The sequence below is a fragment of the Enterovibrio litoreus genome (assembly GCF_045679545.1).
Taxonomy (GTDB): domain Bacteria; phylum Pseudomonadota; class Gammaproteobacteria; order Enterobacterales; family Vibrionaceae; genus Enterovibrio.
This window is the reverse complement of sequence record NZ_CP166194.1, coordinates 1,342,102-1,368,934: the sequence shown is the minus strand read 5'-3', so window position 1 is coordinate 1,368,934 and position 26,833 is coordinate 1,342,102. Positions and strand designations below refer to the sequence as shown.

The 26,833-nt window shown below is 48.4% G+C and carries 22 protein-coding genes; 14 read left to right on the top strand and 8 right to left on the bottom strand.

All coding sequences use genetic code 11. The features are described 5' to 3' along the window. Positions 1-303 precede the first annotated feature (303 nt). The 3 genes from AB8599_RS06015 to AB8599_RS06005 all read left to right on the top strand — a co-directional run bounded on the left by AB8599_RS06015 (position 304) and on the right by AB8599_RS06005 (position 5,970). Positions 304-3,474 (top strand): chitinase C-terminal domain-containing protein, encoded by a 3,171-nt coding sequence (locus AB8599_RS06015; RefSeq protein ID WP_407332844.1) that lies wholly within the window; start codon positions 304-306, stop codon positions 3,472-3,474. Positions 3,475-3,751: 277 nt separating this feature from the next. Continuing rightward, positions 3,752-5,581 (top strand): ABC transporter ATP-binding protein, encoded by a 1,830-nt coding sequence (locus AB8599_RS06010; protein ID WP_407332843.1) that lies wholly within the window; start codon positions 3,752-3,754, stop codon positions 5,579-5,581. 137 nt (positions 5,582-5,718) lie between these two features. Then, on the top strand, positions 5,719-5,970 hold the full coding sequence (locus AB8599_RS06005; protein ID WP_407332842.1) for a hypothetical protein: 252 nt from the start codon (positions 5,719-5,721) through the stop codon (positions 5,968-5,970). A gap of 88 nt (positions 5,971-6,058) precedes the next feature. Here the strand turns inward: AB8599_RS06005 and AB8599_RS06000 are convergent, their stop codons facing one another. Then, on the bottom strand, positions 6,059-7,510 hold the full coding sequence (locus tag AB8599_RS06000; RefSeq protein ID WP_407332841.1) for a RimK family protein: 1,452 nt from the start codon (positions 7,508-7,510) through the stop codon (positions 6,059-6,061). Positions 7,511-7,585: 75 nt separating this feature from the next. On the opposite strand from AB8599_RS06000, the gene AB8599_RS05995 reads away from it, so the two are divergent. From AB8599_RS05995 to AB8599_RS05975, 5 genes are all read left to right on the top strand, one after another. Then, a complete protein-coding gene (locus tag AB8599_RS05995; RefSeq protein WP_407332840.1) occupies positions 7,586-8,683 on the top strand; it encodes a peptidase C39 family protein in 1,098 nt (365 codons plus the stop codon). Between the two features lie 27 nt (positions 8,684-8,710). Beyond that, the gene (locus AB8599_RS05990; RefSeq protein ID WP_407332839.1) at positions 8,711-9,868 is read left to right on the top strand and encodes a flavohemoglobin expression-modulating QEGLA motif protein; all 1,158 of its coding nucleotides are present in this window, start codon (positions 8,711-8,713) and stop codon (positions 9,866-9,868) included. 65 nt (positions 9,869-9,933) lie between these two features. Continuing rightward, positions 9,934-10,191 (top strand): hypothetical protein, encoded by a 258-nt coding sequence (locus tag AB8599_RS05985; RefSeq protein ID WP_407332838.1) that lies wholly within the window; start codon positions 9,934-9,936, stop codon positions 10,189-10,191. Positions 10,192-10,552: 361 nt separating this feature from the next. Then, entirely contained in the window at positions 10,553-11,929 is a 1,377-nt protein-coding gene (locus AB8599_RS05980) for a hemolysin family protein (protein ID WP_407332837.1), read from the top strand. Continuing rightward, positions 11,926-12,945 (top strand): CNNM domain-containing protein, encoded by a 1,020-nt coding sequence (locus tag AB8599_RS05975; protein ID WP_407332836.1) that lies wholly within the window; start codon positions 11,926-11,928, stop codon positions 12,943-12,945. The genes AB8599_RS05980 and AB8599_RS05975 overlap by 4 nt, the downstream gene beginning before the upstream one ends. Before the next feature lie 154 nt (positions 12,946-13,099). Here the strand turns inward: AB8599_RS05975 and AB8599_RS05970 are convergent, their stop codons facing one another. The 6 genes from AB8599_RS05970 to AB8599_RS05945 form a co-directional block, all read right to left on the bottom strand. Further along, positions 13,100-14,074, bottom strand: coding sequence for an ABC transporter permease (locus AB8599_RS05970; RefSeq protein ID WP_407332835.1), 975 nt, complete (start codon positions 14,072-14,074; stop codon positions 13,100-13,102). Next, on the bottom strand, positions 14,061-15,194 hold the full coding sequence (locus AB8599_RS05965; protein ID WP_407332834.1) for an ABC transporter permease: 1,134 nt from the start codon (positions 15,192-15,194) through the stop codon (positions 14,061-14,063). Before AB8599_RS05965 ends, AB8599_RS05970 begins: the two co-directional genes overlap by 14 nt. After that, a complete protein-coding gene (locus AB8599_RS05960; protein ID WP_407332833.1) occupies positions 15,191-16,735 on the bottom strand; it encodes an ABC transporter ATP-binding protein in 1,545 nt (514 codons plus the stop codon). The genes AB8599_RS05965 and AB8599_RS05960 overlap by 4 nt, the downstream gene beginning before the upstream one ends. A gap of 262 nt (positions 16,736-16,997) precedes the next feature. Then, a complete protein-coding gene (locus AB8599_RS05955; RefSeq protein WP_407332832.1) occupies positions 16,998-17,996 on the bottom strand; it encodes a BMP family protein in 999 nt (332 codons plus the stop codon). A 161-nt stretch (positions 17,997-18,157) separates the two neighbouring features. Then, positions 18,158-19,255: an endonuclease/exonuclease/phosphatase family protein gene (locus AB8599_RS05950; RefSeq protein ID WP_407332831.1), complete on the bottom strand. Its 1,098-nt coding sequence runs from the start codon at positions 19,253-19,255 to the stop codon at positions 18,158-18,160. Positions 19,256-19,312: 57 nt separating this feature from the next. Then, positions 19,313-19,813 (bottom strand): hypothetical protein, encoded by a 501-nt coding sequence (locus AB8599_RS05945; RefSeq protein ID WP_407332830.1) that lies wholly within the window; start codon positions 19,811-19,813, stop codon positions 19,313-19,315. A gap of 268 nt (positions 19,814-20,081) precedes the next feature. Between AB8599_RS05945 and mobB the strand changes: the two genes are divergently transcribed. The 3 genes from mobB (at position 20,082) to fabV (ending at position 22,509) form a co-directional block, all read left to right on the top strand. Next, complete coding sequence (gene mobB, locus AB8599_RS05940) at positions 20,082-20,666, top strand: molybdopterin-guanine dinucleotide biosynthesis protein B (RefSeq protein WP_407332829.1); 585 nt, start codon at positions 20,082-20,084, stop codon at positions 20,664-20,666. Between the two features lie 188 nt (positions 20,667-20,854). After that, positions 20,855-21,310, top strand: coding sequence for a methylglyoxal synthase (locus tag AB8599_RS05935; protein WP_407333184.1), 456 nt, complete (start codon positions 20,855-20,857; stop codon positions 21,308-21,310). 2 nt (positions 21,311-21,312) lie between these two features. Beyond that, complete coding sequence (fabV, locus tag AB8599_RS05930; RefSeq protein ID WP_407332828.1) at positions 21,313-22,509, top strand: enoyl-ACP reductase FabV; 1,197 nt, start codon at positions 21,313-21,315, stop codon at positions 22,507-22,509. A 153-nt stretch (positions 22,510-22,662) separates the two neighbouring features. Here fabV and AB8599_RS05925 read toward each other — a convergent pair whose 3' ends face one another. Continuing rightward, complete coding sequence (locus AB8599_RS05925; protein WP_407332827.1) at positions 22,663-22,959, bottom strand: helix-turn-helix domain-containing protein; 297 nt, start codon at positions 22,957-22,959, stop codon at positions 22,663-22,665. Between the two features lie 267 nt (positions 22,960-23,226). Here AB8599_RS05925 and AB8599_RS05920 point away from each other — a divergent pair, with 267 nt between their 5' ends. From AB8599_RS05920 to AB8599_RS05910, 3 genes are all read left to right on the top strand, one after another. Next, the gene (locus tag AB8599_RS05920; protein ID WP_407332826.1) at positions 23,227-23,475 is read left to right on the top strand and encodes a hypothetical protein; all 249 of its coding nucleotides are present in this window, start codon (positions 23,227-23,229) and stop codon (positions 23,473-23,475) included. A gap of 148 nt (positions 23,476-23,623) precedes the next feature. Then, positions 23,624-25,081 (top strand): permease, encoded by a 1,458-nt coding sequence (locus tag AB8599_RS05915; RefSeq protein ID WP_407332825.1) that lies wholly within the window; start codon positions 23,624-23,626, stop codon positions 25,079-25,081. Positions 25,082-25,318: 237 nt separating this feature from the next. Continuing rightward, a complete protein-coding gene (locus AB8599_RS05910; RefSeq protein WP_407332823.1) occupies positions 25,319-26,803 on the top strand; it encodes a carbon starvation protein A in 1,485 nt (494 codons plus the stop codon). The last annotated feature ends 30 nt before the right edge of the window (positions 26,804-26,833 follow it).

The window sequence follows — 26,833 nt, the reverse complement described above, 5'->3', positions numbered from 1 at the left end:
TATAAGACGATATATCAACACAGATTGTCAACAATCCTGATTAGACATTGGTCTACCATACGGTATTTATGTTCATTTATTCACCGCACAAATTTCATGAATTTGATGAATGTATGTCAGTTGAAACTGTGAATCGCCGCCAGAAGCGAAAAGCTTTTTTATTCAGATACTGACTAAAGATCTAAATCTGACGAAAACAGCCGTGTCTCACAATTGCAACTCCACTACTTTATTTATTGCGCGATTTAAGTCGCGTTAATTACAAATAGATCAATAACTAGATAACTTTTTCGAGGTAATTCCATGGATGTGAAACGCAAGAGCACGGGCTTCACGCTGTCGGCAGTCGCCGTCGCGTGTATGTTTGCTTTCAACGCGCAAGCAGCAACCGATTGCTCCAATATTCAAAAATGGCAAGACAATGTCGCTTATGGCGGCGGCTCTACCGTTCAGCAAGATAACCATGTCTATAAAGCGAACTGGTGGACAATGGGTAACAGCCCTGCCACCTCATCTGGCGCTTATCAAGAGTGGAAAAAGATCGACCAGTGCGACACTGGCGGCGTAGTCACTCCACCAGAAAACCAAGCCCCAAGCGCATCGCTGGTTTCTCCAACTGCAACCGATAAAATCACCAGCGGCGACGTGGTCGCACTAAGTGCTGCCGCAGCAGATGCTGATGGCTCTGTGACTAAAGTCGAATTCTTTGTTGATGGCGCATCAGTCGGTTCAGATACTTCTTCTCCCTATTCAGTGAATTGGACTGCCGCTGAAGGCGCCCACACGATCACGGTTAAAGCTACAGATGATAAAGGTGCTAGCACTGTATCAACTGCGCTTAGCGTTACCGTGGAAGCGGGTACCGTTGAACCGGGCAATGAAGCACCAACCGTCTCTGTTGCCGCTTCTGCAACAGCCGTTGACCAAGGTGCCGTAGTCACACTCACTGCGGATGCCGCCGATGCAGATGGCACTGTCGCGAAGGTTGATTTCTATGCAGCCGGCCAGCTACTTGGCTCTAAAAACGCAGCTCCGTTTACATTTGATTGGACTGCTGACAAAGTCGGAAACGTGTCTATCTACGCGAAAGCCACCGATGACAAAGGCGCATCAACAGACTCCGCTCTCGTGAGCGTCAACGTGACAGGCACGCCAACCGTGTCTAACTGTCGTCCAGAGGGTATGTACCAAACTCCAGGTGTGAACGTACCTTACTGTACCGTTTACGACGCTGAAGGCCGTGAAGACATGGGTGCCGACCACCCTCGTCGTATTATCGGTTACTTCACCAGCTGGCGTTCAGGTGATGACCCACAAGCCGCATATCTGGTTAAAGACATCCCTTGGGAAGAGCTCACCCACATCAACTACGCGTTCGTGAGCATTGGTGCGGACGGTAAAGTGAACGTCGGTGATGTCAACGATCCAAGCAACGCCGCAGTTGGCAGAGAATGGCCTGACGTTGAAATCGATCCTGCATTGGGCTTCAAAGGCCACTTCGGTGCTCTGGCAACGTACAAGAAGAAACATGACGTTAAGACACTGATTTCTATTGGTGGTTGGGCTGAAACTGGCGGTCACTTCGCTAACGACGGCAACCGTGTTGCTGACGGTGGTTTCTACACCATGACAACCAACGCGGATGGTTCAATCAACCATGCGGGCATCCAGAAGTTTGCGGATTCTGCTGTTGAGATGATGCGTCAATACAAGTTCGATGGTCTGGATATCGACTATGAGTACCCAACCTCTATGGCAGGTGCAGGCAACCCATACGACAAAGACTTCATGGAACCACGTCGTGCTTACCTGTGGGCGTCTTATCAAGAGTTGATGCGTGTTCTTCGTGAGAAAGTCGATATCGCTTCTGCGCAAGACGGTCAACATTACATGCTAACTATCGCAGCGCCATCTTCTGGCTACTTACTGCGCGGCATGGAAACCTTTGATGTCACTAAGTACCTCGATTACGTCAACATCATGACTTACGATCTACACGGTGCATGGAACGACCACGTTGGTCACAATGCCGCACTGTTCGACACAGGTAAAGACTCCGAGCTTGCTGCTTGGAATGTTTACGGCACCAGCCAGTATGGCGGTATCGGTTACCTGAACACTGACTGGGCATACCACTACTTCCGCGGTTCAATGCCGGCAGGTCGTATCAACATCGGTGTTCCTTACTACACCCGTGGTTGGCAAGGTGTCACTGGCGGTGAAAACGGTCTGTGGGGTAAAGCTGCGCTTCCAAACCAAGCTGAGTGTCAACCAGGCACTGGTGAAGGTGAGAAGAACAACTGTGGTCACGGCGCGATTGGTATCGACAACATGTGGCACGACACCGATCCAAAAGGCAACGAAATGGGTGCCGGCTCTAACCCAATGTGGCACGCGAAAAACCTCGAAAACGGTATCTTCGGTTCATACGCCTCTGCTTATAAGCTAGACCCAGCCAACGATCCACAAGACGTGCTAAAAGGCACCTACGAGCGTAACTATGACGCCGTTGCAGTTGCACCGTGGTTGTGGAACGCAGAAAAAGGTGTATTCCTGTCAACGGAAGACGAAGCGTCTGTCAGCGTGAAATCTGACTACGTTATCGACAAAGGTATCGGCGGTATCATGTTCTGGGAATTGGCAGGTGACTATGCGTGTTACCAGCTAGATGCTAACGGCAACCGTACCGAGGTTGTTGATGCAAGCGAAAACGCTTGTAAGACGGGTAACGGCGAATACCACATGGGTAACACCATGACCAAAGCAATCTACGACAAGTTTGCAGCTGCCACGCCTTACGGCAACAAGCTGTCAGAGACAGCGATGCCGACCCAGGCGGTCGATATCGCAGTGAGCGTAGGTGGCTTTAAAGTGGGTGACCAAAACTACCCAATCAATCCGAAGATCACTTTCACCAACAACACGGGGACTGATATTCCAGGTGGCACGGAATTCCAATTCGACATTCCGACTTCTGCCCCTGATAACGCAAAAGATCAGTCTGGTGGCGGCTTGAAAGTGATTTCGTCTGGTCACACTAAGTCAAACAACATCGGTGGTCTGGAAGGTACTATGCACCGCGTCGCCTTCTCGCTACCTGCATGGAAAGCACTGCCTGCTGGCGCGACCTATGAATTGGACATGGTTTACTACCTGCCAATCTCAGGCCCTGCTAACTACACAGTGAACATCAACGGTGTGGATTATGCGTTTGCCTTTGAATACAGCGACCTGCCTCTGGCTGATCTATCAGGCCCTGTTGGCCCGACTGATCCAACCAACCCTGAGCCAGGCAACTGTGATACAACGGGGCTAACTGTTTACCCTGATTTACCACAAACTGACTGGCAGGGTAATCCAAGCCATGCTGCCGCTGGCGACAAGGTCGTTAATGGCGGTAAAGTTTACCAAGCCAACTGGTGGACAGCATCAGCACCGGGAAGTGATGGTAGCTGGTCTAAAGTTTGTGGTTAATACCCACACGACCATGTAACCACATAAAAAACTAACCCAAGCCGGCTGCTTCTAGCCGGCTTTTTCTTTGCCTCGCAGCACTTCGCTAAACGTTCACCCCAACACCGCGACCATTTTCCTTTGTATCGTTAAACGCTTAGTTAAGGGAGGTGAATCTTAAACTGAACGAATATTCATACAATTGGGGTGCTATTCTTCGGCGCACAGTCGTATCATATAGCGGACTTCTGCCGATAACTTCCTATCGTCTGACCATTTTTTGTTTCCCGAAGGTTTCATGATCTACAAACTCTTTGAGCGTATAACTACGGCTTTTCCGCCATCAGAACCCGAACAGCCACCGAAGACGTTGCTCGCCTTTTGCCGTCACTACACCAAAGGTTTTGAAAGGCCGCTTGTCGCCATGTCATTGCTTACGGCACTGATTGCGATTGCAGAGGTGTCTTTGTTTGGCTTTATGGGCCAATTGGTTGATTGGCTGACCCACCAAGACAAAACCACCTTTCTGGCACAAGAAGGCAATACGCTAATTTGGATGGGCATATTGGTTCTTGTTGTCATGCCATTGCTGGTCTCCTTGCATTCACTCGTTTTGCACCAATCATTGCTTGGCAATTACCCCATGTCGATCCGCTGGCTGGCACACCGATACTTGCTAAAGCAAAGCATCGGGTTCTACCAAAACGATTTCGCTGGACGCATTGCCACTAAAGTGATGCAAACCGCCCTGTCGATTCGCGAAACCGTGATGAAATTGCTCGATGTCGCGGTGTATATCGCCGTTTACTTCACCACCATGCTGGTCATGGTGGGACAGGCAGACATCCGCTTAATGATCCCGCTACTAATTTGGCTGGCCGCATACATTGGCATTCAGATGTATTTCGTGCCACGACTCAAAGCCGTCTCCACCGAACAGGCCGATGCGCGCTCCCTCATGACGGGACGCATTGTCGACAGTTACACCAACATTTCAACCGTCAAACTCTTCTCTCACACAGACAGAGAAACCGCCTACGCCGAAGAAGGTATGGAGACCTTCCTCGATACGGTTCATCGTCAAATGCGTTTGGCGACGGGCTTTAACATCGCGGTTGAGATCATCAACTACGCATTGGTGTTTGCCATCAGTGCCATTTCGATTTGGTTGTGGCTTGATTCCTCTATCACCGTGGGCGCCATAGCTATCGCTGTCAGCCTTGCTCTGCGAATCAATGGCATGTCCAAGTGGATCATGTGGGAAATCGGCGCGCTGTTTGAAAATATAGGAACAGTCGTTGATGGCATGGCCACGCTAGCGAAGCCCGTTGACGTGACGGATGCGCCGAATGCCCCGGTCCTTACCGTGCCGAAAGGCGAGATTACTTTCAATGATGTGAGCTTCCATTACGGTGAAAGCAAAGGCGTGATTGAGAAATTAAACCTCACCATCAAACCAGGTGAAAAAGTCGGTCTGGTAGGGCGTTCTGGAGCAGGAAAATCCACCATGGTTAACCTGTTGATGCGTTTTCACGACGTAGAAAAAGGCGAGATCAGAATCGATGGACAAAATATCTCGGCTGTCACTCAAGACTCATTGCGCGCCAACATTGGCATGGTGACACAGGACACCTCGCTGTTACATCGCTCTATTCGTGACAACATTTTATACGGCAACCCAGATGCCAACGAAGAAGCCATGCTAAGCGCAAGTAAAAAAGCGCATGCGCATGATTTCATCGAACAACTGAACGACACACACGGTAATCACGGATATGACTCTCAAGTCGGTGAGCGTGGTGTGAAACTGTCGGGCGGTCAACGTCAGCGTGTCGCGATTTCTCGTGTGTTGCTAAAAGATGCACCTGTTCTGATCTTGGACGAAGCCACCTCTGCGTTAGATTCAGAAGTCGAGTCGGCCATTCAGGAGAGCCTGTATGAACTGATGCAAGGCAAAACCGTGATTGCCATTGCACACCGCTTATCAACTATCGCCGCGATGGACAGATTAATCGTGCTCGATAAAGGCGAAATTGCAGAAGAAGGGACACACCAAGAGTTGATTACCCGTGGCGGTATTTATGCGCAGCTTTGGCAGCACCAAACCGGGGGATTTATTGGCGAATAACTGAAACACAACATTCAGTGAAAGCGAGAAGCGGGTGCTATTCGCACCCGTTTTTTATCGAACACACTCAGGGTTTCGCATTTATGAGACTCCTCTCCTACCCTTAGCTGTAAGCATACTGACTAAAGGAAGGACACATGTCATTGACCACACTTGCTGTAAAAACCTCATTTATTGCCCTATTCGCGTTCGGTCTAACCGCATGCTCAGACTACGATCCCGTTCCAGAAAGCCAATGCAGTAACGTGGTTAGCCATGCGCAAAAAGTGCTGGGAGCCATGGCCCCGTCAGCCGGTGAGCTCATGGGTCAGTGCAAATCAGCGTCTGACAGTGAGCGTGGATGCGTGATGGCAGCTACCAAGAAAGGACAACTGGCGCAGTGCTTATAGCGCGGGAATCACCAACACGAAACCAGAACGTAAAAAGGTAGGTTTGCACCTACCTTGTTCAATCTAACGCATGAGTTTTACCCGAAAACTACATGCCTCGCATTTGAATGCGTCGCAAGAACTCGGTCACGATACGGTCATAGAGAAGGTCACCAAGAAAACCATCTTCAACCGTATGGTCGATACTTGGGTTGTCGTTCACTTCAATCACGTAAGCTCGGTCATTCACTTCTTTGACATCAACACCATAGATCCCAGAACCGATCAAATTGGCCGCTTTAACCGCCGCATCAACCACACACTTTGGCGCGTGTTTTAAATCGACGGTTTCAAAGCCACCCGAGGTCACCCTGCCACTGTTGTGATGCTGATAGATTTGCCAATGCCCACGGCTCATCATGTACTTACAAGCAAAAATAGGCTGTCTGTTGAGAACACCAATCCGCCAATCAAAATCGGTCGGTAAAAACTCCTGAGCCAATATAAGCGCACTTTTTTCAAACAGCTTTGCGCTTTGCTCGATCAACTCTTCCTGAGTTTTCACTTTAACAACGCCGACTGAAAACGCGCCATCAGGTACTTTCAGTACCATAGGTAATCCAATCGTTGCCATTGCTTCATCAAACAAGGTGTCAACACCATTTCTTAAGATCAGGCTTTTCGGCGTTGGCACTTTATTCAGGGATAACAGCTCGTTAAGAAAGACCTTGTTGGTGCATTTCATTATGGATTCAGGATCATCCATCACAATAAGGCCAAGGTTTTCAGCCGCCTTTGCAAACTTATACGTGAAGTTCGCAATGTTTGTGGTTGCACGAATGAACAATCCATCAAACTCGCCCAATCTGGCTAAATCCTGCGGCCCAATCACTTCCATATTAATGCCAAGTCGAACCGCAGCACGTTGAAAACGGCGAATGGCCTTGGGATCAGAGGGTGGCATCTTTTCTTCAGGGTCGAGCAAGATCGCGATGTCATAGCGGTATTTTTTATTTTTTTTGCTGCTACGCCAAACCTTCTGCGAGAACAGCTCAAGTGACTCTGCAAAAAAGTCTTGTTCTTTATCATCCAAGGTTTGGAATGGACATGCTTCGAGTTTTGCCAACTGCCATTTGCCACTCATTCGGACAAATTCTGCATTTAGCACTGGAATCATGAATTTCTCAAACACCTGATGCGCTACTTTTTCAAGCCCAGCGATAGGAGTCCGACCAAAATAAACTTTTGCCGTTATTTTGTCCTGATCTTTGAAATGGCGATCAAAGTCAGATTGACGCAAATTCAACATGTACTGCTGATTCAGGTCATTGATGGTCATGACACGCGGGATAACGCGATGTCCACGAGCTTCTGCCATCAAAGAGCAATAGTAACCACTGCTCATGTAACCATACGATTTACAGAGATTGATCACTTGCGTATTTTTAGCGTCGGTAAATGCACCGGGCGCCAGATATTCATTTACCGTTACAACCTTTTCAGATGGGAAATACTGTCTCCAATCTTGGGTTTCATCTGTCACGATAAGTATGTTTGCCATTTCTCAAATTCCAGTAGAGATTAATCCGTTTTTACTCTTTAATACCCGAATAGTAACGCCACTTTTGAGGCTTCAATGCTGTTTCGCAAAGCTCTTCTTTCCGATCTCGATGATTTACACCACCTAGAGTCTCAAGTGTTTAGCAGCGACAAAGTCAGTCGCCGTCAAATGAAGCGGTTTATTCAATCTGAACACAGCCTGTTATTGGTCGCATCAGACGACAATGGCCTCGCTGGTTATTCGCTGTTGCTTTTTAACCAAGCCACGCAACTTGCTAGGCTATATTCCATTGCTGTCTCATCACACTACCGTGGTCAGGGTATCGCCAATCAACTCCTAACGCTTTGTGAAAAAAGCGCCGTTGATCGCGGATACATTACGCTAAGACTTGAAGTTAGGGAAGATAATTTATCAGCAATTAAACTCTATGAAAAACATGGGTTTAAGCCATTGAAAACGCTTATTCATTACTATGATGATTTAGCAGATGGGCTGCGTATGCAAAAAAGACTTGGCACGCCTGGGCCAAGTCAAAAACTCCCTATGCCTTTGTACATTCAAACACTGCCTTTTACCTGCGGCGCAGCCTGTTTACTGATGAGTTTTGCAGCGCTTGGCCACCCCATTCCACCCACACGCAAAAAAGAAGTGCAGCTTTGGCGTGAGGCCACCACCATATTTATGGCCGCAGGTCATGGCGGTTGCAGTGGACAAGGGTTAGCACTTGCCGCCAAAAGACGCGGATTTGATGTCGAGCTTTGGTCGCATTCCAGCGGCATTCCATTTATTCAATCGGTACGAGATCCCGTTAAGAAATCCGTGATTGAACTTGTGCATGAAGATTTCATGAGCCAGATAGAGGAGGCGAATATTACCGTTCGCGAATCCCCACCGACAGTCGAACAAATGGAGCGCTGGCTGGAAAAGCGAGCGTGTGTATTGCTGTTGATCAGTACCTATCGATTCAACGGATTAAAAGAGCCGCATTGGATTGTTCTCAGTGGTATGAATGAGCACTTTTTCTATTTTCATGACCCGCTGGTTGAACACCCAGAAGATGCTGTTAACGCTGCATTTGTCCCTGTCGGAAAAAGCGCTCTAAATCAGATTGTCGGATTTGGAAAACAGAAGCATACTGCTTGTGTGGTCATTTTTCCTGATGATAAAAGTTGAACACATTCGTTAAATAAGGGATTGAATTTGGATACAGGACGCGCACTAGAAAACGACGCAGACACTCTGCGCTTCGCAAAGAAAGTAGACGAGACTCTGTTTTCTTTGGTCAGTGGAATTGAAATACTCAATGCCGTCAGCCCTCTCAATTACAAACAGCAGAAAACCGAGTTTTTTAAGCGGCACTATTCTGTTGAGCCTTCGTTTGTTTACCGTGAAAGCGCGGGGAATTCCTTCCAGCTAAAACGCCGACTGTTTAATCTTCCAATCGAGAACATTGAAGATCCTGACCTTCAAAAAATCTATGAAGATGTGATTATTTCCTATGTCGATAAAATTGATCAGTTGCAAACCATAGGGAGTCAGGATTTTCTTTACAATTCTCTACGCTATTTTGGCGAGCCGACAGAAAAAGACATTCGCAATGCCACGTTTATCCTTCATTTACCTGACTCAGAAGAAGACGAAGAGAAGATGATTGATGCCAAAGGCATTCAATCCATTATGGAAAACTTCGCGCAGAAAGAAGGTTACGAATATAACTTGGTGATCGATGACAATATGATTGCCAATGCCTTAGTTTCTGGCACCTCAGTGAAAATAAACAGCACGGCGAATGTGCCAGAAATTGAAGCGCATGCATTAGCGCATCACGAGCTTGGCGTGCATTTGGTGACAACATTGAATGGCCGTAAACAGCCGTTAAAAGTCCTTTCACTCGGTTGCCCTGTGAATACTATGACGCAAGAAGGCATGGCGATTCTCAGTGAATATCTCGCGGGCCATCTCTCTATCAAACGTCTGAAAGTACTGGCGCTTCGCGTGCTCGCTGTTGAATCCATGATCAAAGATAAGTCATTCCGCCATACTTTCACGATGCTAAAAGAAGAATATGACGTCGATAAAAACATGGCCTTTACGATAACTGCGCGTGTTTTCCGTGGTGGCGGTTTTACCAAAGACTGTTTATATCTCAAAGGGTTTCATGAAGTGCTGAACGCTTTCGAGCAAGAGAAAGACTTTCTCAATTTGCTGTGCGGAAAAACGGCACTCATGCATTTGCCACAAATTAATCGCTTGGTCGAGAAAGGAATTTTCCTTCCCCCCGATTTGGTTACACCGTCATTTTTGATGCCAAGTGATAACGACGACATTCGCCGATTTATTACCCATGCAATAAAGTAAGCCATCTTTCGTGTGCTGATTGAAATCGCGTATACTAGCGCCCGTTTTTCCTAACGGGAGCTTGTATGCAACGTTCCACTCTAATCGGCCTGAAAGTCGGCCTCCTCGCCCTACTACTTTTCATTGCCATGCTCGGCTTAAGCACCAACTCACCCGCAACTGAATGGCTAAAAGAAGCCTTTTTTGGCATTAGCTTTGCGTTTGCATTTGGCTTAGGCGCGCCTGAAAGCCTGGCTTACGTGCTCGCGATTATCGTTTTTCTCGCGATTTTTTGTGTCGGCTATTTTGTTGGAAAAAAAGCATCTGCGAAAATTGATAAGTAGCCCATTCACGTTTCGGGGAGCTGCGCAGATATCTAGCATTGTCATCGCGCTAGTGGTGCTCTTAAACCATGCTTTTAGCAATGATATTTTGTAACAGACGGTAACGTGATTAGACCTGCTAACACTCAGAAAGCATTCGATATGGCGCTAAAGTGGTGCACTTTCTGAAGTGGCAGCGCTCGTTTGATCACTCTGTCTCACTTTGTTAGCAAGTAATTGCATGACTATTGGCTAGACTAAATGATTGTCTCGGAAATATACTGCGCGTCCTGTTATTACGTTAGGAACATTTTGTGGACCCCAACTCTAGTCGATTGTGTACACCCTTACTGGCTTTATGTTACCAAGGGAGGACACAATCATGATTGAGCCCCTTCTTACCCTACTTTTCGGCATTTTACTTCTTTTGGCCATTATTGTGGCAAACGGTTATTTCGTTGCACAAGAATTTGCTTATATGGCTGTTGATAGAGCGAGACTCGCTACCCTAGCAGCCACTGGCGATCAAGCCGCAAAGCGCGCTTTGAAAATTACAAAACGTACCAGTTTTATGTTGTCCGGTGCACAGTTGGGCATCACAGTGACAGGCTTGGTTCTGGGCTTTGCTGCGGAACCTCTTGTGGGAAAATCTATGGGGATTTTATTGCAAGGATTTGGCTTGTCGCTTGAAGCAGGTATCGCTATCGGCACAATTATCACCCTGATTGTTGCCATGGTTGTTCAAATGATTTTCGGTGAGCTGTATCCGAAAAACCTTGCGATTGCGAACGCTGAACCAATGTCCCGCATGATGTCTCGATCCACGTTGATTTACATGTCAGTGTTTGGTTGGTTCATCAGCTTCTTCGACAAATCTGCCAACCTGCTGCTTCGCGCAGTGCGCATTGAGCCAGTGCACGATCTCGACATGAGCGCTTCAGAAGAGGATCTACACCACATTATCGCCAATTCACGCGATAGTGGTGATCTACCCGTGGAGCTGTCACTAATGATGGATCGCATTCTTGATTTCCCAGAGCGCGACGTGGAACACGCCATGGTGCCCCGATCGCAAGTGGATTGGGTTGAACCAGAAACCACATTGACTGAACTCGTTTCGCTGATGGCGCAAGCACATACCCGCTATCCCGTAGTGAACGACGATGACGCACCTGTAGGTGTGGTTCATCTCCCTGACGTACTGGCGCGTATCGAAGCCGGCCACGCTGACGACACCGTAGAATCCGTGATGCGCCCTGCTACTGTGCTACCAACACTGATGCGACTGCCGAATGCACTTGACCAGCTTGTGACTTCTACCAATCAACTGGCGTGTGTTATTGACGAATACGGTGGTTTTGCGGGCGTGTTAACAATCGAAGATTTGGCCATGGAAATTGTGGGCGAAATCACCGACGAGCACGACGCCGATACCGCCGATGCTGTGGTTTCTAAAGGCGACAATGTCTGGTTGATGGAAGGTGATGTTCACGTAGACGAAGTAGAACGTGCAATTGGTTATGACTTACCACGGGGAGATGTAGAAACCATCGCCGGCATCTTGATTGCTGAGCGAGGTGCTCTTCCTGCCGAGGGAGAGACGGTGAATATTGCGCTTCCTATTGACCCTTCAGAGCTCGCTTCTGGTGAACCGATCATGCGACATCTTGAGATTGAGGTGTTGCGTATCGAGCGACACGTACCCACAGAGGTGAGAGTGAAACTGGTAGAAGAACACGTCGTGGAGAGTCAACAATGACCGATCCCTTGATCGTCACTATCGTGACACTTGCCCTAATTGTGTTGAGTGGCTTTTTCGTCATTATTGAGTTTTCTTTGATGGGCGCACGTCGCCATCGTCTTGAAGAAATGGCAGTAGAGAGTGCATCGGCGAGAGCCGCGTTACGTGGTATGAACGACCTGACGCTAATGTTGGCGGGTGCTCAACTCGGTATTACCTTCTGTACATTTGCGCTCGGTGCAGTGACCAAGCCTGCGGTCGATCATTGGGTTGGCCCTGTGTTTCTAGCCATGGGCTTGCCCGCATGGGCAGCTGATGGCGCTGCCTTCGGTTTTGCGCTGTTTGTTGTCACGTTCCTGCACTTGGTGGTAGGCGAAATGGCGCCGAAATCTTGGTCCATTGCTCACCCAGAAAAGTCGGTACTTGCCATTGGTATAGCTGCTAGAGCCTACGTTTGGCCACTGCGTCCACTACTGAAAGCGATAAACAGCATTGCCAACCGACTGGTAAAAGCGTCTGGCGTTGAACCCGTTGAAAGCGCGGCTGTCGGTGGGCAAGACGTGGACACCATTCGCCAACTGGTTGAGCATTCTGGCAAGACAGGCACGCTGAAACCGAATATTCAGCGACAGCTGTCAGGTCTTATTGATCTAAGCTCAATCCCTGTTGAAACCTTGGTGACGGAAGGTCAGGTGATGGCGCATGTTGATAAAAACGCCACAGTTGCAGATGTGCGTGCCGCTGCGATGGCATCAGGGCATCTACGAATTCTGGTGTTTGGAAAAAGCGGCCTTAAACCACTGGTGGTTCATGTGCGCGATACGTTGCTGGAACCGACAGACAAACCCGCTCGAGAGGTTGCGCGTAACGCATATGTGCTTGACTCAAAAATGCCGATATATGAAGCACTTGCTCGCATGCGCAAAGCCAGTGTCCAATTGGCGGTAGTCAGCAAGGATGGAAAAATGGTGGGTGTCGTGACACTGGCCGATATTCTTAAACGCGTTCTACCAACGACTGCGGGCAACGCATAACGCAAGTCCGCTTTGTCGTCGCACCCGCTTTATTGCTGGTGTCTGAACAAAACGCCACCCTTTCGGTGGCGTTTTTGCTTCAATTTGACCTAAGTCGACCCAATTAAACCAAACCTAAAATAACCAAAGCCATATAAATAAAGCTAAGTAAACGTTAGCGCTCTTTCTCGTAAGGGCGCCCGATAGATTTTGGCGCAACGGCTTTGCCGATAAATCCTGCCAGCAATACCACGGTTAACACATAGGGCAACGCAGAGAACACTTGTGTTGGCAATACACCCACAAACGGAATATCCACACCTTGCATTCGCGTTTCTAGCGCTGACAAGAAGCCAAACAACAAGCAGGCCAATAGCGCGTTTCGTGGTTGCCATTTACCAAAAATAACCGCCGCCAGCGCAATATAACCCTGCCCCGCAGTCATCTCTTTGCCGAATGCCGCATTTTGCGCCGTCGACAGATAAGCCCCGGCCAAGCCACATAAAATGCCTGCAATCAATACGGCGCGATAACGCAGCCAGGTCACCGAAATACCGGCAGTATCAATGGCATTAGGTTCTTCACCCACCGCACGAAGACGCAGCCCAAAACGGGTTCTGAACAATACCCACCATGTCACGATTACCGCAACAAACGCCAGATACACCAGCACATTGTGGCCTGATACAACATCACGATAAAACGGCCCAAGCACGGGCACGACATCACCAAGCCATTCAGCTCCGGGAAGTTGAGCAGGCAAAAAGCGTTGTTCGCTGCCTAACGAAGGCGTTTGACCGCCACGCTCAAACCACGCGTGGCCCAATGTAATAGTCATACCCGAGGCAAAGAAGTTCACAGCAAGGCCAGAAATGATCTGATCACCTTTTTGCGTAATCGACGCATAGCCGTGGATCAGAGCCAGCATCATGGATGCCAATATAGCCGCCGTCAGGCCTAACCACGGGTTCCCCGTCACGTAAGATACCGCTGCCGCCACAAAGGCTGAAAACAGCATCTTGCCCTCAAGGCCAATATCCACAACGCCCGCGCGCTCGGAAAAAATACCAGCCATGGCCGCGAAAATTAGCGGCACGGCCAATCGAAGCGTGGAGTCCGCAGAGGACAAAATCCAATTAAACAGTTCCATTGGCTGCCTCCTCTCGGCTAGACGCACGACGCATAAAGAAGCCTTCAACCGGTTTACGAATGAGCCTGTCCAACGCACCTGTAAAGAAAATCACCAACCCTTGAATCACCATGATCAGCTCAGGGTTCAAGCTTGGCATTTCGAACTGCAACTCCGTGCCGCCTTGGTATAGCGCGCCGAACAATAACGCAGCAACCAAGATGCCAATCGGGTGATTCCGCCCCATCAACGCAACGGCAATACCGATAAAGCCAAAGCCGCCAGTGAAATTCAGTATCAGTCTATTTTGCGCACCAAAGACTTCATTGACCGCCATTAAACCCGCCAACGCGCCTGAAATCGTCATCGCAATGATAATGATTTTCTTGGCATCAATACCCGCATATTCTGCGGCTTCCGCATTGTGCCCAACCACACGGATGGCATACCCCAATCGCGTTCTAAACAACAATAACCACACTAAGTACGCCACGACTAACGCGAGCAAAATGGAGGGGTTCAACAGTGAAAACGGCAACTCAAAACCATAACTTGCGGCGAGTTCATACAGTTTTGGGAACACGGCTTCTGGGTTGAAATAACGCGAATCCGTCGAGTTACCACCATATTTAGCAATATGCTCCACCAGCGCGTAACCCATCACCGAGAATGCAATGAAGTTAAACATGATGGTAGTGACGACGATATGCGAACCGCGTTTGGCTTGAAGATAGCCTGGGATCGCGCCCCACAATGCGCCAAACGCTGCTGCGATAATGATGGCCAGCGGCGCCATCAGCCACATGGATAACACATCATCCAGCACCAGCATCAAAATACCGATGCCTAACCCTGCGATATAGGCTTGGCCTTCACCACCGATATTAAACAACCCCGCATGAAACGCGACAGCCACAGCTAAGCCTGTGAACACAAAGTTGGTCGCGTAGTACAAGGTGTTACTCAAGCCGCCGTACTCTAAGTTGGTTGCCCCTTGGATCATCACACTGAACGCTGCGGTTGGGCTTTCACCCACTAACAAAACCACCAAGCTTGAAATCACCAATGCCATGGTCAGTTGTAAAGCTGGAACGAGAAATATTTTCACCCACACAGGTGCACTTTGTTGAGGCATACTCATGCTGCACCCTCCTCTTGCGCGGCATTCGCCATTAACATGCCAAGCTCACGTTCATCGGTGTCTTTCGCTATCACGTCACCGGTGATTTCCCCATCGGCCAATACAATGATGCGATCAGACAAGGACATGATTTCCTCTAGTTCTGTCGACACCAACAATATGGCGGCCCCTGCATCACGCGCGGCAATCAAGTTGCGATGAATAAATTCTATCGCTCCGATATCGACGCCACGTGTCGGCTGACCGACAAGCAGCACATCCGGTTCACGGAGCATTTCACGGGCAATAATCAACTTCTGTTGGTTGCCACCTGAGAAATTGGCAGATTTGAGATGAGGGTCTGCGGGGCGAACGTCGTATTTCTCCATCATTTCGCGCGTTGCCGCATCAATCGCAGTTGGATTGAGCAGCCCTTTGCCGTAGGCCAAATCATGCTGAAAACCCAAGATCGCACTTTCTGATGCCGGCATGGCTTTGACCAAGCCTTGGCGAATACGGTCTTCAGGAATGTGCCCCACGCTAAGTTGACGCATTAAGCCTGCATCTCGCTTGGTTTTCGGGGTGAAAGTTTGCTCCCCCTTTCCTGTTTTTAGTGTCATCGTGCCTTCTTGCGGCGTCGTTACGCCAGACAACACGGCCAGCAACTCTGACTGACCATTACCCGACACGCCGGCGACGCCAAGGATTTCACCCGCTCGCAAGCTAAAATTAAGGTGTTTGAGTCGCTTAACGCCACGGTTGTCTTTCCAGGAAACGTTTTTGACCAGAAGACGCTCTTCTCCCGGCGTGGCTTCACCTTTATCAACGCGAAGTAAGACTTTTCGACCCACCATAAGCTCCGCCAACTCTTCGACACTGGTCTCTGACGTCGCACGGTGTGCAACCATGGCACCTTGACGCATGACAGACACAGAGTCGGTGATAGCCATGATTTCTTTGAGCTTATGGGTGATCATTATGATGGTCACACCCTGTGATTTTAGGGTGTTGAGGATCTCGAAGAACTGTTCAATTTCCTGCGGTGTCAGCACACCCGTGGGTTCATCCAGAATAAGTATGCGCGCGCCGCGATACAGCGCCTTTAAAATTTCAACCCGTTGCTGAATGCCTACCGCTAACTCACCCACAATGGCATCTGGGTTGACGGTTAAGCCGTAATCACTTTCAATTTTCTTTAGTGCCTTTCGCACATTGCTTGACGCCACATTCAAAAGGCTGTGGCCTTCAGCCCCAAGCATCACGTTTTCGAGTACAGAGAAGGTTTCCACCAACATAAAATGTTGATGCACCATACCGATGCCATGAGAGATCGCGTCTTGGGAGTCTTTGATATTAACGAGAGAACCATCCACTTCGATGGTGCCTGAATCGGCTTGATAGAAACCGTAAAGAATCGACATCAGGGTCGATTTCCCTGCACCGTTTTCCCCAACAATGCCGTGAATCGTGCCGGGCATCACTTTGAGGTCGATGTCTTTATTTGCGTGGACTGCGCCAAAGCGTTTGTTGATATCGCGCAGTTCTATTGCGGGGTTTGCCATGCCTGCTCCTTGGCAATTAATACCGACCAAAATAAGTATTCAATCATTCTTGCTGGTTAAAAACGTCAATGGCGGCGTCAGAGATTTTCTCGGCAGAATAACTACTTACTTCACTCTCTTCCTTGCTCTTGACGATTTTTCCTAAGCAAATTTATGACCGCTAACTTAATCCGATTGATATAAGAAGGTACAACGAAGGCTAGCGATACAAAACGCCCCCTGACAGACATAAAGAGATCAGGGGGCGAATGAGGTCGCTAAATTAATACTCGCAAGAATCTGTGCTGAAGTAGTCGTGAACCACGATTTTGCCAGCAATGATATCGTCACGGATCTGCTTAACACGCGCTTCCATTTCAGGCGTTACCAGATCTTTGTTGTACTCGTCTAATGCCCAGTCAACACCGCCTTCTTTCAGGCCAAGTGCTTGCAGGCCAGGTGTGAACTCGCCATTTTGCGCATCATTGAACGCATCTTGAACCGCCACATCAACGCGCTTAACCATAGAGGTCAGCATCACACCTGGGTGCAGATAGTTTTGGTTGGAATCAACGCCAACAGCGTATTTACCTTCATCAACTGCGGCTTGATAAACACCAACACCGGTACCGCCCGCTGCAGCGTATACCACGTCCACGCCTTTATCGAACTGCGATTTTGCTAGCTCAGCACCTTTGGTTGGGTTATTCCAAGCCGCAGGGGTTGAGCCCGTCATGTTTTGCACAACATCCGCATCTGCCGCTTGGAATTTCGCGCCTTGCTCATAACCACAAGCAAACTTACGGATCAGTGGAATATCCATACCGCCAATGAAACCGACTTTGTCGCTTTCACTTTTCATCACAGCCAATGCGCCGACAAGGAACGAGCCTTCGTGTTCTTTAAACACAACAGAACGCACGTTGGGGAGATCAACCACTGCATCAATAATGACAAATTGGGTTTTAGGGAATTGCTTCGCCACTTTTTCTACAATAGGTGCTTGCTGAAAACCAACCGCAACAATGGGACTAAAGCCACGCTGTGCCATACGCAACATGGCTTGCTCACGCTGTGCTTCGTTGGTGATCTCAAATTCACCATAGCTAACACCTGTTTCCGCTTTGAATGCTTCTGCGCCGGTGTAGGCGGCTTGGTTGAACGACTTATCGAACTTACCACCCATGTCAAAAATCACAGAAGGTTTGAATGCCGCGGCTGACGCTGATGCGGACATCAGGCCCAAGGTTATCGCCGTTGCCAATGTAGTGATCGTTTTCATCCTTGCTACTCCATCCATCTATTGAAGAGATCCATAAATACGCCTCCACGTTAACATTCAAGTCACAATGCTCAGAATGTTATCGTCTGCAAAGCGATGGAATCTTGAACGCTTTCACACACCGCCTTAATTTTTGACCGAAAATGTGCCAATAACACACGTTAGCGCAGGCAAATATCAGCCCACACCAAACGGTGATCGGATGATACAGAGGCACGCAGCTTACCCGCACTATCCGTCAGCAGAGAAATAAGAGGCGCATCAGGTACAGGCCAAAACACCCCGGTTTCTTTTACGCGTAAGTCCTTAGACGGCAGAACGTAATCAAGACGCAGGCCACGTTGATGGGTGGCTTGGCTAACGTTTTGAATATGCCGCCCTCGAACAAAATGCGCCGCACCCTCACTTTTGGGCACAAGTTCAGATTGAACATTGGCATCGGCGAGTAACCGAGAAATCATTTTTTTGTCACCCTCTCCGTTACGTGGATCGGCATTCAAATCCCCCATCACTACAAAAGACACACCTTCTGCCAAACCACCCGCTTTGCCTTGGTCATCAACCAAATAGGATTTGTTTCGGAGAATATCGTGTAGCAAGCGAAGTTCATCAGCATTGCGTTTGAGGTTTCGCTTTTCAGCACCATCAAAAACAGGGGGCGTGGGATGACAAGCCACAACATGAATGGTGTCTTCACCAACAATCACGGGGATCGCGACATGATTTTTAGAGGACAAACGCAGTCTTTCTCGCACACTGGTTTCGAAATACTCTTTCGGCATGCGGTTGTTGGGCAGGTTCTGCCACAGAAAGGACTGCCAAGTGCGTGCGTTTTCTATGTCCAACGGGTATTTACTCAGTAAAACGAAACCATATTGGCCATGGTGTCGCCCAAAGCCTTGGGCACGCTCAGGCGCATGAGCAATGTCTTCGCCGTCGAATAACGGCAAACCTGTATTGGTTGGAGGCAGGTAGTGATATGGATAGGTGATGGGGCGTTGCCCATATTGCGGTTGATTCAAATAATTGGCTTGAAAGTACGCCAACATGCCATCGTCTCCGCCTTCCCCGTGATGATCAAACTCACAGAGCAGCAACACATCCGCTTGGCAGCACTGAATAATAGCAGCGAGCCGATTGAATCGCGCATTGTCGGCACGTCTTAGTGAACTGAACATTTGATCGGGTTGATCGGCAGACATCGCAACATTAAATGTCGCGAATCGAAGTATGGGAAGCGTGGGTTGAGGCGTTACCATTTGACTCTAATCTTATCTCAGCATTTAGAAGACTAAGGGTAACGCACTCCGACTTACTTACGAACAGCTTTGACGATTCAACACCATAGATAACGCTTCTCGAATGTATTTAGCATCTGCTTCTGCCCGATGCGGCGCAGGCCCGAGCGACGCCAATGCACTCAAAAAATCTTGTCTATCAATACCATCATGACGTTGTAGCCAATGCCCAACTTCCGTCAACGTAAATGTCGGACGCATGTGAGCGGCTTTGTACAATCGTCCAAGCCAGAACAAATCCCATTGGCTATCACACAGCACGTCGTCGAAATAGCACAAGGTGTTGTTCAAATGTGTACAAACATCAAACACAGACAAGCCATGTATTTTCAAATACTCACGGCTAACGCCATGTATTTCAATCTCCGCATAGTCATCCCAATACTGCCATGATTCAGGAGAAGACGCTGGGTTGATAAGTAGGCTAACGCTTGCGCCATCGGGCAAACTGTAGCCCACTTCTATCGGGTATGAAGCTTCTGTTAAACCAGACGCTTCAAAATCGAGGGTAACCCACATATTATCGCTCCGTGATAATTTAGTGTTTTCGATAGAGTTCAAGAATGTGGTTTGGCTGCGACTGCGCAACGGGTTCATCCATGCTTTGCCCTGCGCCTCGTCACGTGATGCTGCCGACCAGACTCTCTTCGAATTTAGCTTTAATATGCAACGGCAGGAATGCCAACGCTAACTGTAGTGTGTCTACGTCACTGTGCACGTAATAATGTAGTAAGTAACCAGGATTATTTTAGTCTTTATCACTTTTTAGAAAGTAGGCGCTAACATCATGCAATGCAACCAACCGACTTTTCCTGCCACCCCTGTTTTGGGCTTTGCTGGTTTCAGCGGCTCGGGAAAAACCACATTACTTGAAGCAGTTATACCACAATTAAAAGCAGCCAGCCTGCGCGTGGGGCTATTAAAACATAGCCATCATGACATCGAGCCAGACTCGCCGCGCAAAGACAGCTATCGCCTTCGCTATGCCGGCAGCGATCAATTGCTTTTGGCAACGTCAAAACGTCACATGCTTTTTTTCGAGTATCACAACAATGCAGACAGGGAGCCCTCTTTGCAAGAATGCCTTCATCAGTTAGATCACTCTCGCCTCGATATTGTTCTGGTTGAGGGGTTTCGCGATGCGGTACTGACCAAAGTGGAAGTGCACAGGCCAGCTCACGGCAAACCAATGCTATGTCACCATGACAGCAACATCATTGCCGTCGCTAGCAATGAAGCGCTTCCATCGCTCACTCAAGAAAACATCACGTTGCTAGACCTCAACAATGCCGATGAGGTTGCCTCCTTTGTCATACATTGGTTAACCCATGCTTCTGACGTGGAAAAGTATTTACCTTATCGCAACGAGTAGCCCACTCTTATCGCGTTAGCATATTCAAGTGATTAACCCAACGAGAGATGTCACAATCAGCCACTTGAAAGAAACGATATCCTGCATTTGACGATCAATGTCTGGAAATGATGATTATCGTGTCGCTCAAACCAGCCAAAGTAACCAAAATGAGCCTTCACCCTCTAACAGTGAGTAAGAAAACCACAATGAAGTCAACCAATCGTACTGTCAGCAAAAGTAAACAAATCGCGCTGGTTGCGCATGACCACTGCAAGGGAGACCTTTTGCGTTGGGTGCAGGAAAACAGAGATGCGCTTTCCAAGCATCAGCTTTATGCCACAGGAACCACGGGTACTATTTTAAGTCGCGAAACTGGCCTTGATATCACGTCGTTAATGAGTGGCCCAATGGGCGGTGACCAGCAACTTGGTGCGATGATCTGTGAAAAGAAAATTGATGTGTTGGTGTTCTTTTGGGACCCACTCAGCTCAGTACCACACGATCCTGATGTCAAAGCATTACTTCGTATTGCCGCCGTGTGGAATATTCCCGTCGCCATTAACCGCGCCACGGCTCGTTATCTGATCTCTTCACCAATGATGACCGATGAAGTACAAGTCGAAATTCCTGACTACGAAGCCTATTTAGCAGAAAGAATCTAACTATGATTATCCAGCCTCAGATTCAGGGCGTTGTTGCGCGCAGTTGCCATCCAATGGGGTGTAAAGCGGCCATTGAAGAACAAATTTCTAACGCTCAGCAACAAAAAGCTCGCACTACAGATTTACCCAAAAATGTCCTGATCCTTGGTGCGTCATCTGGGTTTGGGCTGGCTTCTCGCATTGCGCTAACGTTTGGCCCTGCGAATGCCTCAACCATTGGCGTGTCGTTCGAACGCGGCATGTCAGACAAAGGCATTGGCAGCGCGGGATGGTATAACAATATTTTTGTCAAAGAGGCCGCTCTCGAAGCGGGCCGAACCACGTCAAATATTATTGGTGATGCGTTCTCAGAAAACACGCGCCAGACGGTAGCAGACGCCATACGTACCCAATTTGGTGGTAAGGTTGATCTGGTGGTCTATTCATTGGCGGCTGGCTTACGCCCCAACCCAGAAACGGGCGATTTTTGGCGCTCATCAATTAAACCTGTCGGCGAATCTGTGGAGGGCTATTCTATTGATTTTGAAAAGAATAGCTTAAATAGCGTCACTCTCCCTCCCGCGAGCAAACAAGAGATCAACGACACCGTAAAAGTGATGGGCGGTGAAGACTGGTTAAGTTGGATGCAGTTTCTTGCTCAGAACGATTTGTTGGCGGAAAACGGTCGCACCGTCGCCTACTCCTACATCGGCCCAGAACACACCCATGCGATTTACCACAAAGGTACGCTGGGTTTAGCGAAAACGCATCTTCATCAGACCCGACATGAAATCGACACCCTGCTTTCCCCCCTCCATGGACAAGCCGACATCGCCGTGTGCAAGGCACTTGTCACTAAGGCCAGCGTGTTTATTCCAGGGCTAACCCCATATCTGTTAGCACTGTACAAAGTGATGAAGGCCAAAGGCTTACACGAAGGCTGCATTGAGCAAATGGATCGTCTGTTCTATCGCAAATGGAACGATCGAGCAGACAGAGACGGTGAAGGACTTATCCGATTGGATGACTGGGAACTTCAGCCAGATGTGCAAGAAGAAGTCGACGCACTGCTTGCACAAATGACGCCGGAGAATTTCACACAGATTTCCGATTATAACGGTGTTCTAAATGATTTTTTGCAGCTAAATGGTTTTGGTTTGTCGACCGTTGACTACAGCAAACCTGTTGATATAGCTAAGTTGAAAGCACTCGCGCCTTGATAGGCATGCTTCGTTTATCAACCAACTTAGCTTATCAATCAACTTAGCTTATCAACCAGAAAAACGTGCCGCTAACCTTCATTTGTCGGCACGTTTTTCGTTAAGGTTCTTCTTGGCGCATCGAATCACATCTGCACGCACAGGATATGACAACTACTCACCAGCCTGCGGGTAATCCAACGCTTCACGGATTCTGCTTTCATTTTTGGCGACCCAATCTTTGTTTACTGCGCCCCAATCTCTAATTTCATAACCACCGTTTTTGTTTGCACCGACAAATTGCACATCAATGTCGAGTTCTTCTAGGGCGTCAATCGTATCTTGTGCAGTGCGTCTTGGCATCCCCGTTTCTTTGATGATGGCAGGCACAGTATTCACCCCCTGGTCAATAAGATGTGACACCAATAAACGGCGATAGAAACTGGTTTTGGTTTTACTCGGTTTAGTCAAAAGGCACTCTCCTCGGTGATTAAATCCAAGTGTAAACCTTCACCTCAGCGTATAAACCCATTTCATCCCATTTAACCCAATAGTGTGTCGTGTTTCACGCCATATCAAGCAAACTCATGGTTTGACGCCATATCACGCACATCCCATTTGTCTGACGTGTTAGCTCGCCTTCCTCGTGTTGATCTCAGCATTGACACGCGATTAACCCTTCAAGAATGGCGGATGCATGCCAGACTTCTTGGTGAATTTCTTCGAAGGAGAACAGCCATGGCAAAACAAAAAACAAAAGTATCCACGCATGAAACCATGGAACATGCCTATGGTGACGACGTAGAGCACAAGCACAATAAAGACCATATGGAATATCGTGACCATGAGCCTAGCCATGGTCATCACCTTCACGGTGGTGTCGATACCCACAAAGGCACTCACCACCACCATCGTACGACTCACCACCATCATCACTACTATGGCCCTGTCACCATTGTCATGGGACCAGAAGAAGACGGCGAATAACCGCCCAATTTCTTCGCTCACGTCGTTAAAGCAGCCCGCGTAATTAGCGGGCTGTTACTTTTGTTGATAGAGAATCTTTTGTGATACACGTGGTTGTCACGGCGTCCACTACCCTTAATTCCAATTGGCAAATAGACGGAAAGCACTGATGAACGGCGAAAATTCGAATGTTATCTTTCATTTCATTGATGTGTTCTTCAACATGGTGTGGCAAATATATTGGCCACTGGCGTTTGGTTTAATTCTTTCTTCCTTTATTCGCAATTGGCTTCCAGTGGAAACCGTCGCCAAGCACTTGGGTAGCACTAGCGTAAAAAGCCTCGCCTTCACCACCTTGCTTGGTGTTGTTTCATCGTCCTGCTCTTATGCCGCAGCTTCGCTTTCCCACACCTTGATGATTAAAAAATCCACCATCGCCAATGCAATGGCTTTTCTTGTCTCCAGTACCAACCTTATCGTGGAAATGTTCATCGTCTTGGTTGCCTTGCTCGGTTGGACATTCTTTTGGGGGGAAATCATTGGTGGGTTAATTCTGATCATGACCGTCGCCTTCTTGTTTGGACGCTTTTTCCCAAAAGATGTCGAAGCAGAGCTACGTCAGAAATTAGAGGCCGACCAAAAACCAAAATCCAGCGAAGTACCAGCAACCATGAGCGACTGCGGCATGGATATGTCGGCCATGAAGCATGAAGGCCATGAACACATGGACATGGACAAGCCCGCTGACAAACATGAAGAAAGCGACTGCGGCATGGATATGTCGGCCATGAAGCACGAAGGTCATGAACACATGGACATGGGCAAGCCCGCTGACAAACATGAAGAAAGCGACTGCGGCATGGATATGTCTAACATGAAGCACGAAGGTCATGAACACATGGACATGAACAAGCCCGCTGACAAACATGAAGAAAGCGACTGCGGCATGGATATGTCTAACATGAAGCACGAAGGCCACGAGCACATGGATATGGATTCCATGCAGCCCAAAGCCCCGTTATCTCCCACCATGGCGAAAATCAGCAAGTCCGCGGGATTCTTTCACATGGATCTGGCGATGATTGGCAAGGAGATCTTAATTGGTGTGATGGTCTCTTCAGTGCTTATCGCCATTGTGCCGCTTGACGGTTGGCGCGCTTTGTTTATCAGCAGCGATGTGAATATGCCTGCATGGCTGCATTCCTTCCTTGATGTGATTATTGGTATTTTCGTCGCCATGATCGCGTATGTCTGCTCAGTCGGTAATTTGCTGTTGGCGGCAGCGCTTTGGCATGGCGGTATTTCATTCGGAGGGGTTATCGGTTTTATTTTGGCAGATGTGCTGACCATTCCCATGATGCGGGTGTACCAAAAATACTATGGTACTCGCCCCACCAAATGGATGGTGGGACTGCTCTTTGTAGCGATTTTATTTACGGGGTTGTGTATTGATGCCATTTTCTCCGGGTTTGGTGTCGCGGTTTCGAGTGAAACCCTCAGACCGCTGATCCAAGACGGTTTCGGCCTGAATTTCACCACCATCATGAACCTGATTTTTATCCCGCTTTCAATTTGGTACTACAAAGTGGGCAAAAAAGCCAATGCGGGAATGGGAATGAGTATGTAGCGTTCTGAAGTAATAAGGCTACGCACTTGGTTGTGTAGCCTTATTGTTTAACACTGCCCTGAATGTTTCACATTGAACACGTTGATCCCACTAGACCTCTTAATTTGCCTCAAACCACTCACTGGCCATATCGACCACTCAGCACGCCATAACACCACTCACCCATTCACCAAATGCATCCTTGCTCATCGAAGCCTATTGTTGGCAGCGTGAATTAATTCAATAAGGATGATTGTCATGGTTTGGTTTCTCACCTGCGTTGCCGCGTTAATCGGTGGCTACTTTATTTACGGTGCGTTTGTTGAAAAAGTATTTGGTATCAACGAACAGCGTAAAACCCCCGCTCACACCAAAACCGACGGTGTCGACTTTGTTCCAATGTCTACCCCTAAGGTGTATCTGGTTCAGCTTTTAAATATCGCAGGTGTGGGGCCAATCTTCGGCCCTATCATGGGTGCGCTTTATGGCCCCGCAGCCATGTTGTGGATTGTGGTGGGTTGTGTCTTCGCAGGTGCGGTACACGATTATTTCTCAGGCATGCTTTCTGTTCGTAATGGCGGCGCATCTGTTCCTACCATCACAGGCCGCTACTTGGGCAATGGCGCAAAACATTTTATGAACATCTTTGCCATTGTTCTTTTGCTTTTGGTCGGTGTGGTCTTTGTTTCAGCGCCTGCGGGCATGATTACAAACCTGATCAACGACCAAACTAGCCTGACCGTTAGCATGACCACCATGGTTGTTATTATCTTTGCTTACTACATCATTGCGACGATTGTGCCGGTTGATAAAATCATCGGTCGCTTCTATCCGTTCTTTGGTGCGCTGCTGATTTTCATGTCCGTGGGTTTGATGACAGCGATTGGCTTGTCAGACGAGCACACTGTGATGGGCAGCTTTGAAGTCAAAGACATGTTCTCCAATTTAAATCCGAATGACATGCCGCTTTGGCCTGCGCTATTTATCACCATCGCTTGTGGCGCTATCTCTGGCTTCCATGCTACCCAGTCACCATTGATGGCACGCTGCATGGAAAATGAGAAGAACGGCCGCTTTGTGTTCTACGGGGCAATGATTGGTGAAGGCATCATCGCGCTGATTTGGTGTGCAATTGCCTTGTCGTTCTTCGGTTCACTTGAATCACTGCAAGACGCGGTAGCAAACGGTGGCCCTGGCAATGTGGTTTACGGTGCATCTTTTGGTCTGCTGGGTGTGTTTGGCGGTATTCTTGCCTTCCTGGGTGTGGTTATTTTGCCAATCACTTCTGGTGACACGGCGTTCCGCTCTAGCCGCTTGATTTTGGCTGAATACTTCAACATGGAACAGAAAACACTGCGCAATCGTCTGTTAATGGCGCTGCCTCTGTTTGTGCTTGGTGGCGTGTTAACACAAGTGGATTTCGGGATTATCTGGCGCTACTTCGGCTTTGCTAACCAAACCACGGCAGTGATGATGCTTTGGACAGCTTCTGCTTACTTGCTTCGCCATAACAAACTGCATTGGATCGCGACGGTGCCAGCCATGTTCATGACCACAGTGTGTGCGACTTTCATTCTCAACAACAACGCACTGGGCTTTGGTTTACCAATGAACATCTCCACGACCGCAGGCATCGTGTTTACCTTGTTCGTGACGGGCTATGTGATTAAGAAGTCGAAAGGTAAAGGCGACATTGACTTAGCTGACGAAGAAGAGACCGAAGTCGTCACCAAAACAGCGTAAAGCGGTTAAACAGAACTGCCGAAATAACGT

What these genes read in the sequence shown, in the direction of transcription:
- AB8599_RS06015 (WP_407332844.1), top strand. Translation starts at nt 304, where the DNA reads ATGGATGTGAAACGCAAGAGCACGGGCTTCACGCTGTCGGCAGTCGCC.
- AB8599_RS06010 (WP_407332843.1), top strand. Translation starts at nt 3,752, where the DNA reads ATGATCTACAAACTCTTTGAGCGTATAACTACGGCTTTTCCGCCATCA.
- AB8599_RS06005 (WP_407332842.1), top strand. Translation starts at nt 5,719, where the DNA reads ATGTCATTGACCACACTTGCTGTAAAAACCTCATTTATTGCCCTATTC.
- AB8599_RS06000 (WP_407332841.1), bottom strand. Translation starts at nt 7,510, where the DNA reads ATGGCAAACATACTTATCGTGACAGATGAAACCCAAGATTGGAGACAG.
- AB8599_RS05995 (WP_407332840.1), top strand. Translation starts at nt 7,586, where the DNA reads ATGCTGTTTCGCAAAGCTCTTCTTTCCGATCTCGATGATTTACACCAC.
- AB8599_RS05985 (WP_407332838.1), top strand. Translation starts at nt 9,934, where the DNA reads ATGCAACGTTCCACTCTAATCGGCCTGAAAGTCGGCCTCCTCGCCCTA.
- AB8599_RS05980 (WP_407332837.1), top strand. Translation starts at nt 10,553, where the DNA reads ATGATTGAGCCCCTTCTTACCCTACTTTTCGGCATTTTACTTCTTTTG.
- AB8599_RS05975 (WP_407332836.1), top strand. Translation starts at nt 11,926, where the DNA reads ATGACCGATCCCTTGATCGTCACTATCGTGACACTTGCCCTAATTGTG.
- AB8599_RS05970 (WP_407332835.1), bottom strand. Translation starts at nt 14,074, where the DNA reads ATGGAACTGTTTAATTGGATTTTGTCCTCTGCGGACTCCACGCTTCGA.
- AB8599_RS05965 (WP_407332834.1), bottom strand. Translation starts at nt 15,194, where the DNA reads ATGAGTATGCCTCAACAAAGTGCACCTGTGTGGGTGAAAATATTTCTC.
- AB8599_RS05960 (WP_407332833.1), bottom strand. Translation starts at nt 16,735, where the DNA reads ATGGCAAACCCCGCAATAGAACTGCGCGATATCAACAAACGCTTTGGC.
- AB8599_RS05955 (WP_407332832.1), bottom strand. Translation starts at nt 17,996, where the DNA reads ATGAAAACGATCACTACATTGGCAACGGCGATAACCTTGGGCCTGATG.
- AB8599_RS05950 (WP_407332831.1), bottom strand. Translation starts at nt 19,255, where the DNA reads ATGGTAACGCCTCAACCCACGCTTCCCATACTTCGATTCGCGACATTT.
- AB8599_RS05945 (WP_407332830.1), bottom strand. Translation starts at nt 19,813, where the DNA reads ATGTGGGTTACCCTCGATTTTGAAGCGTCTGGTTTAACAGAAGCTTCA.
- mobB (WP_407332829.1), top strand. Translation starts at nt 20,082, where the DNA reads ATGCAATGCAACCAACCGACTTTTCCTGCCACCCCTGTTTTGGGCTTT.
- AB8599_RS05935 (WP_407333184.1), top strand. Translation starts at nt 20,855, where the DNA reads ATGAAGTCAACCAATCGTACTGTCAGCAAAAGTAAACAAATCGCGCTG.
- fabV (WP_407332828.1), top strand. Translation starts at nt 21,313, where the DNA reads ATGATTATCCAGCCTCAGATTCAGGGCGTTGTTGCGCGCAGTTGCCAT.
- AB8599_RS05920 (WP_407332826.1), top strand. Translation starts at nt 23,227, where the DNA reads ATGGCAAAACAAAAAACAAAAGTATCCACGCATGAAACCATGGAACAT.
- AB8599_RS05915 (WP_407332825.1), top strand. Translation starts at nt 23,624, where the DNA reads ATGAACGGCGAAAATTCGAATGTTATCTTTCATTTCATTGATGTGTTC.
- AB8599_RS05910 (WP_407332823.1), top strand. Translation starts at nt 25,319, where the DNA reads ATGGTTTGGTTTCTCACCTGCGTTGCCGCGTTAATCGGTGGCTACTTT.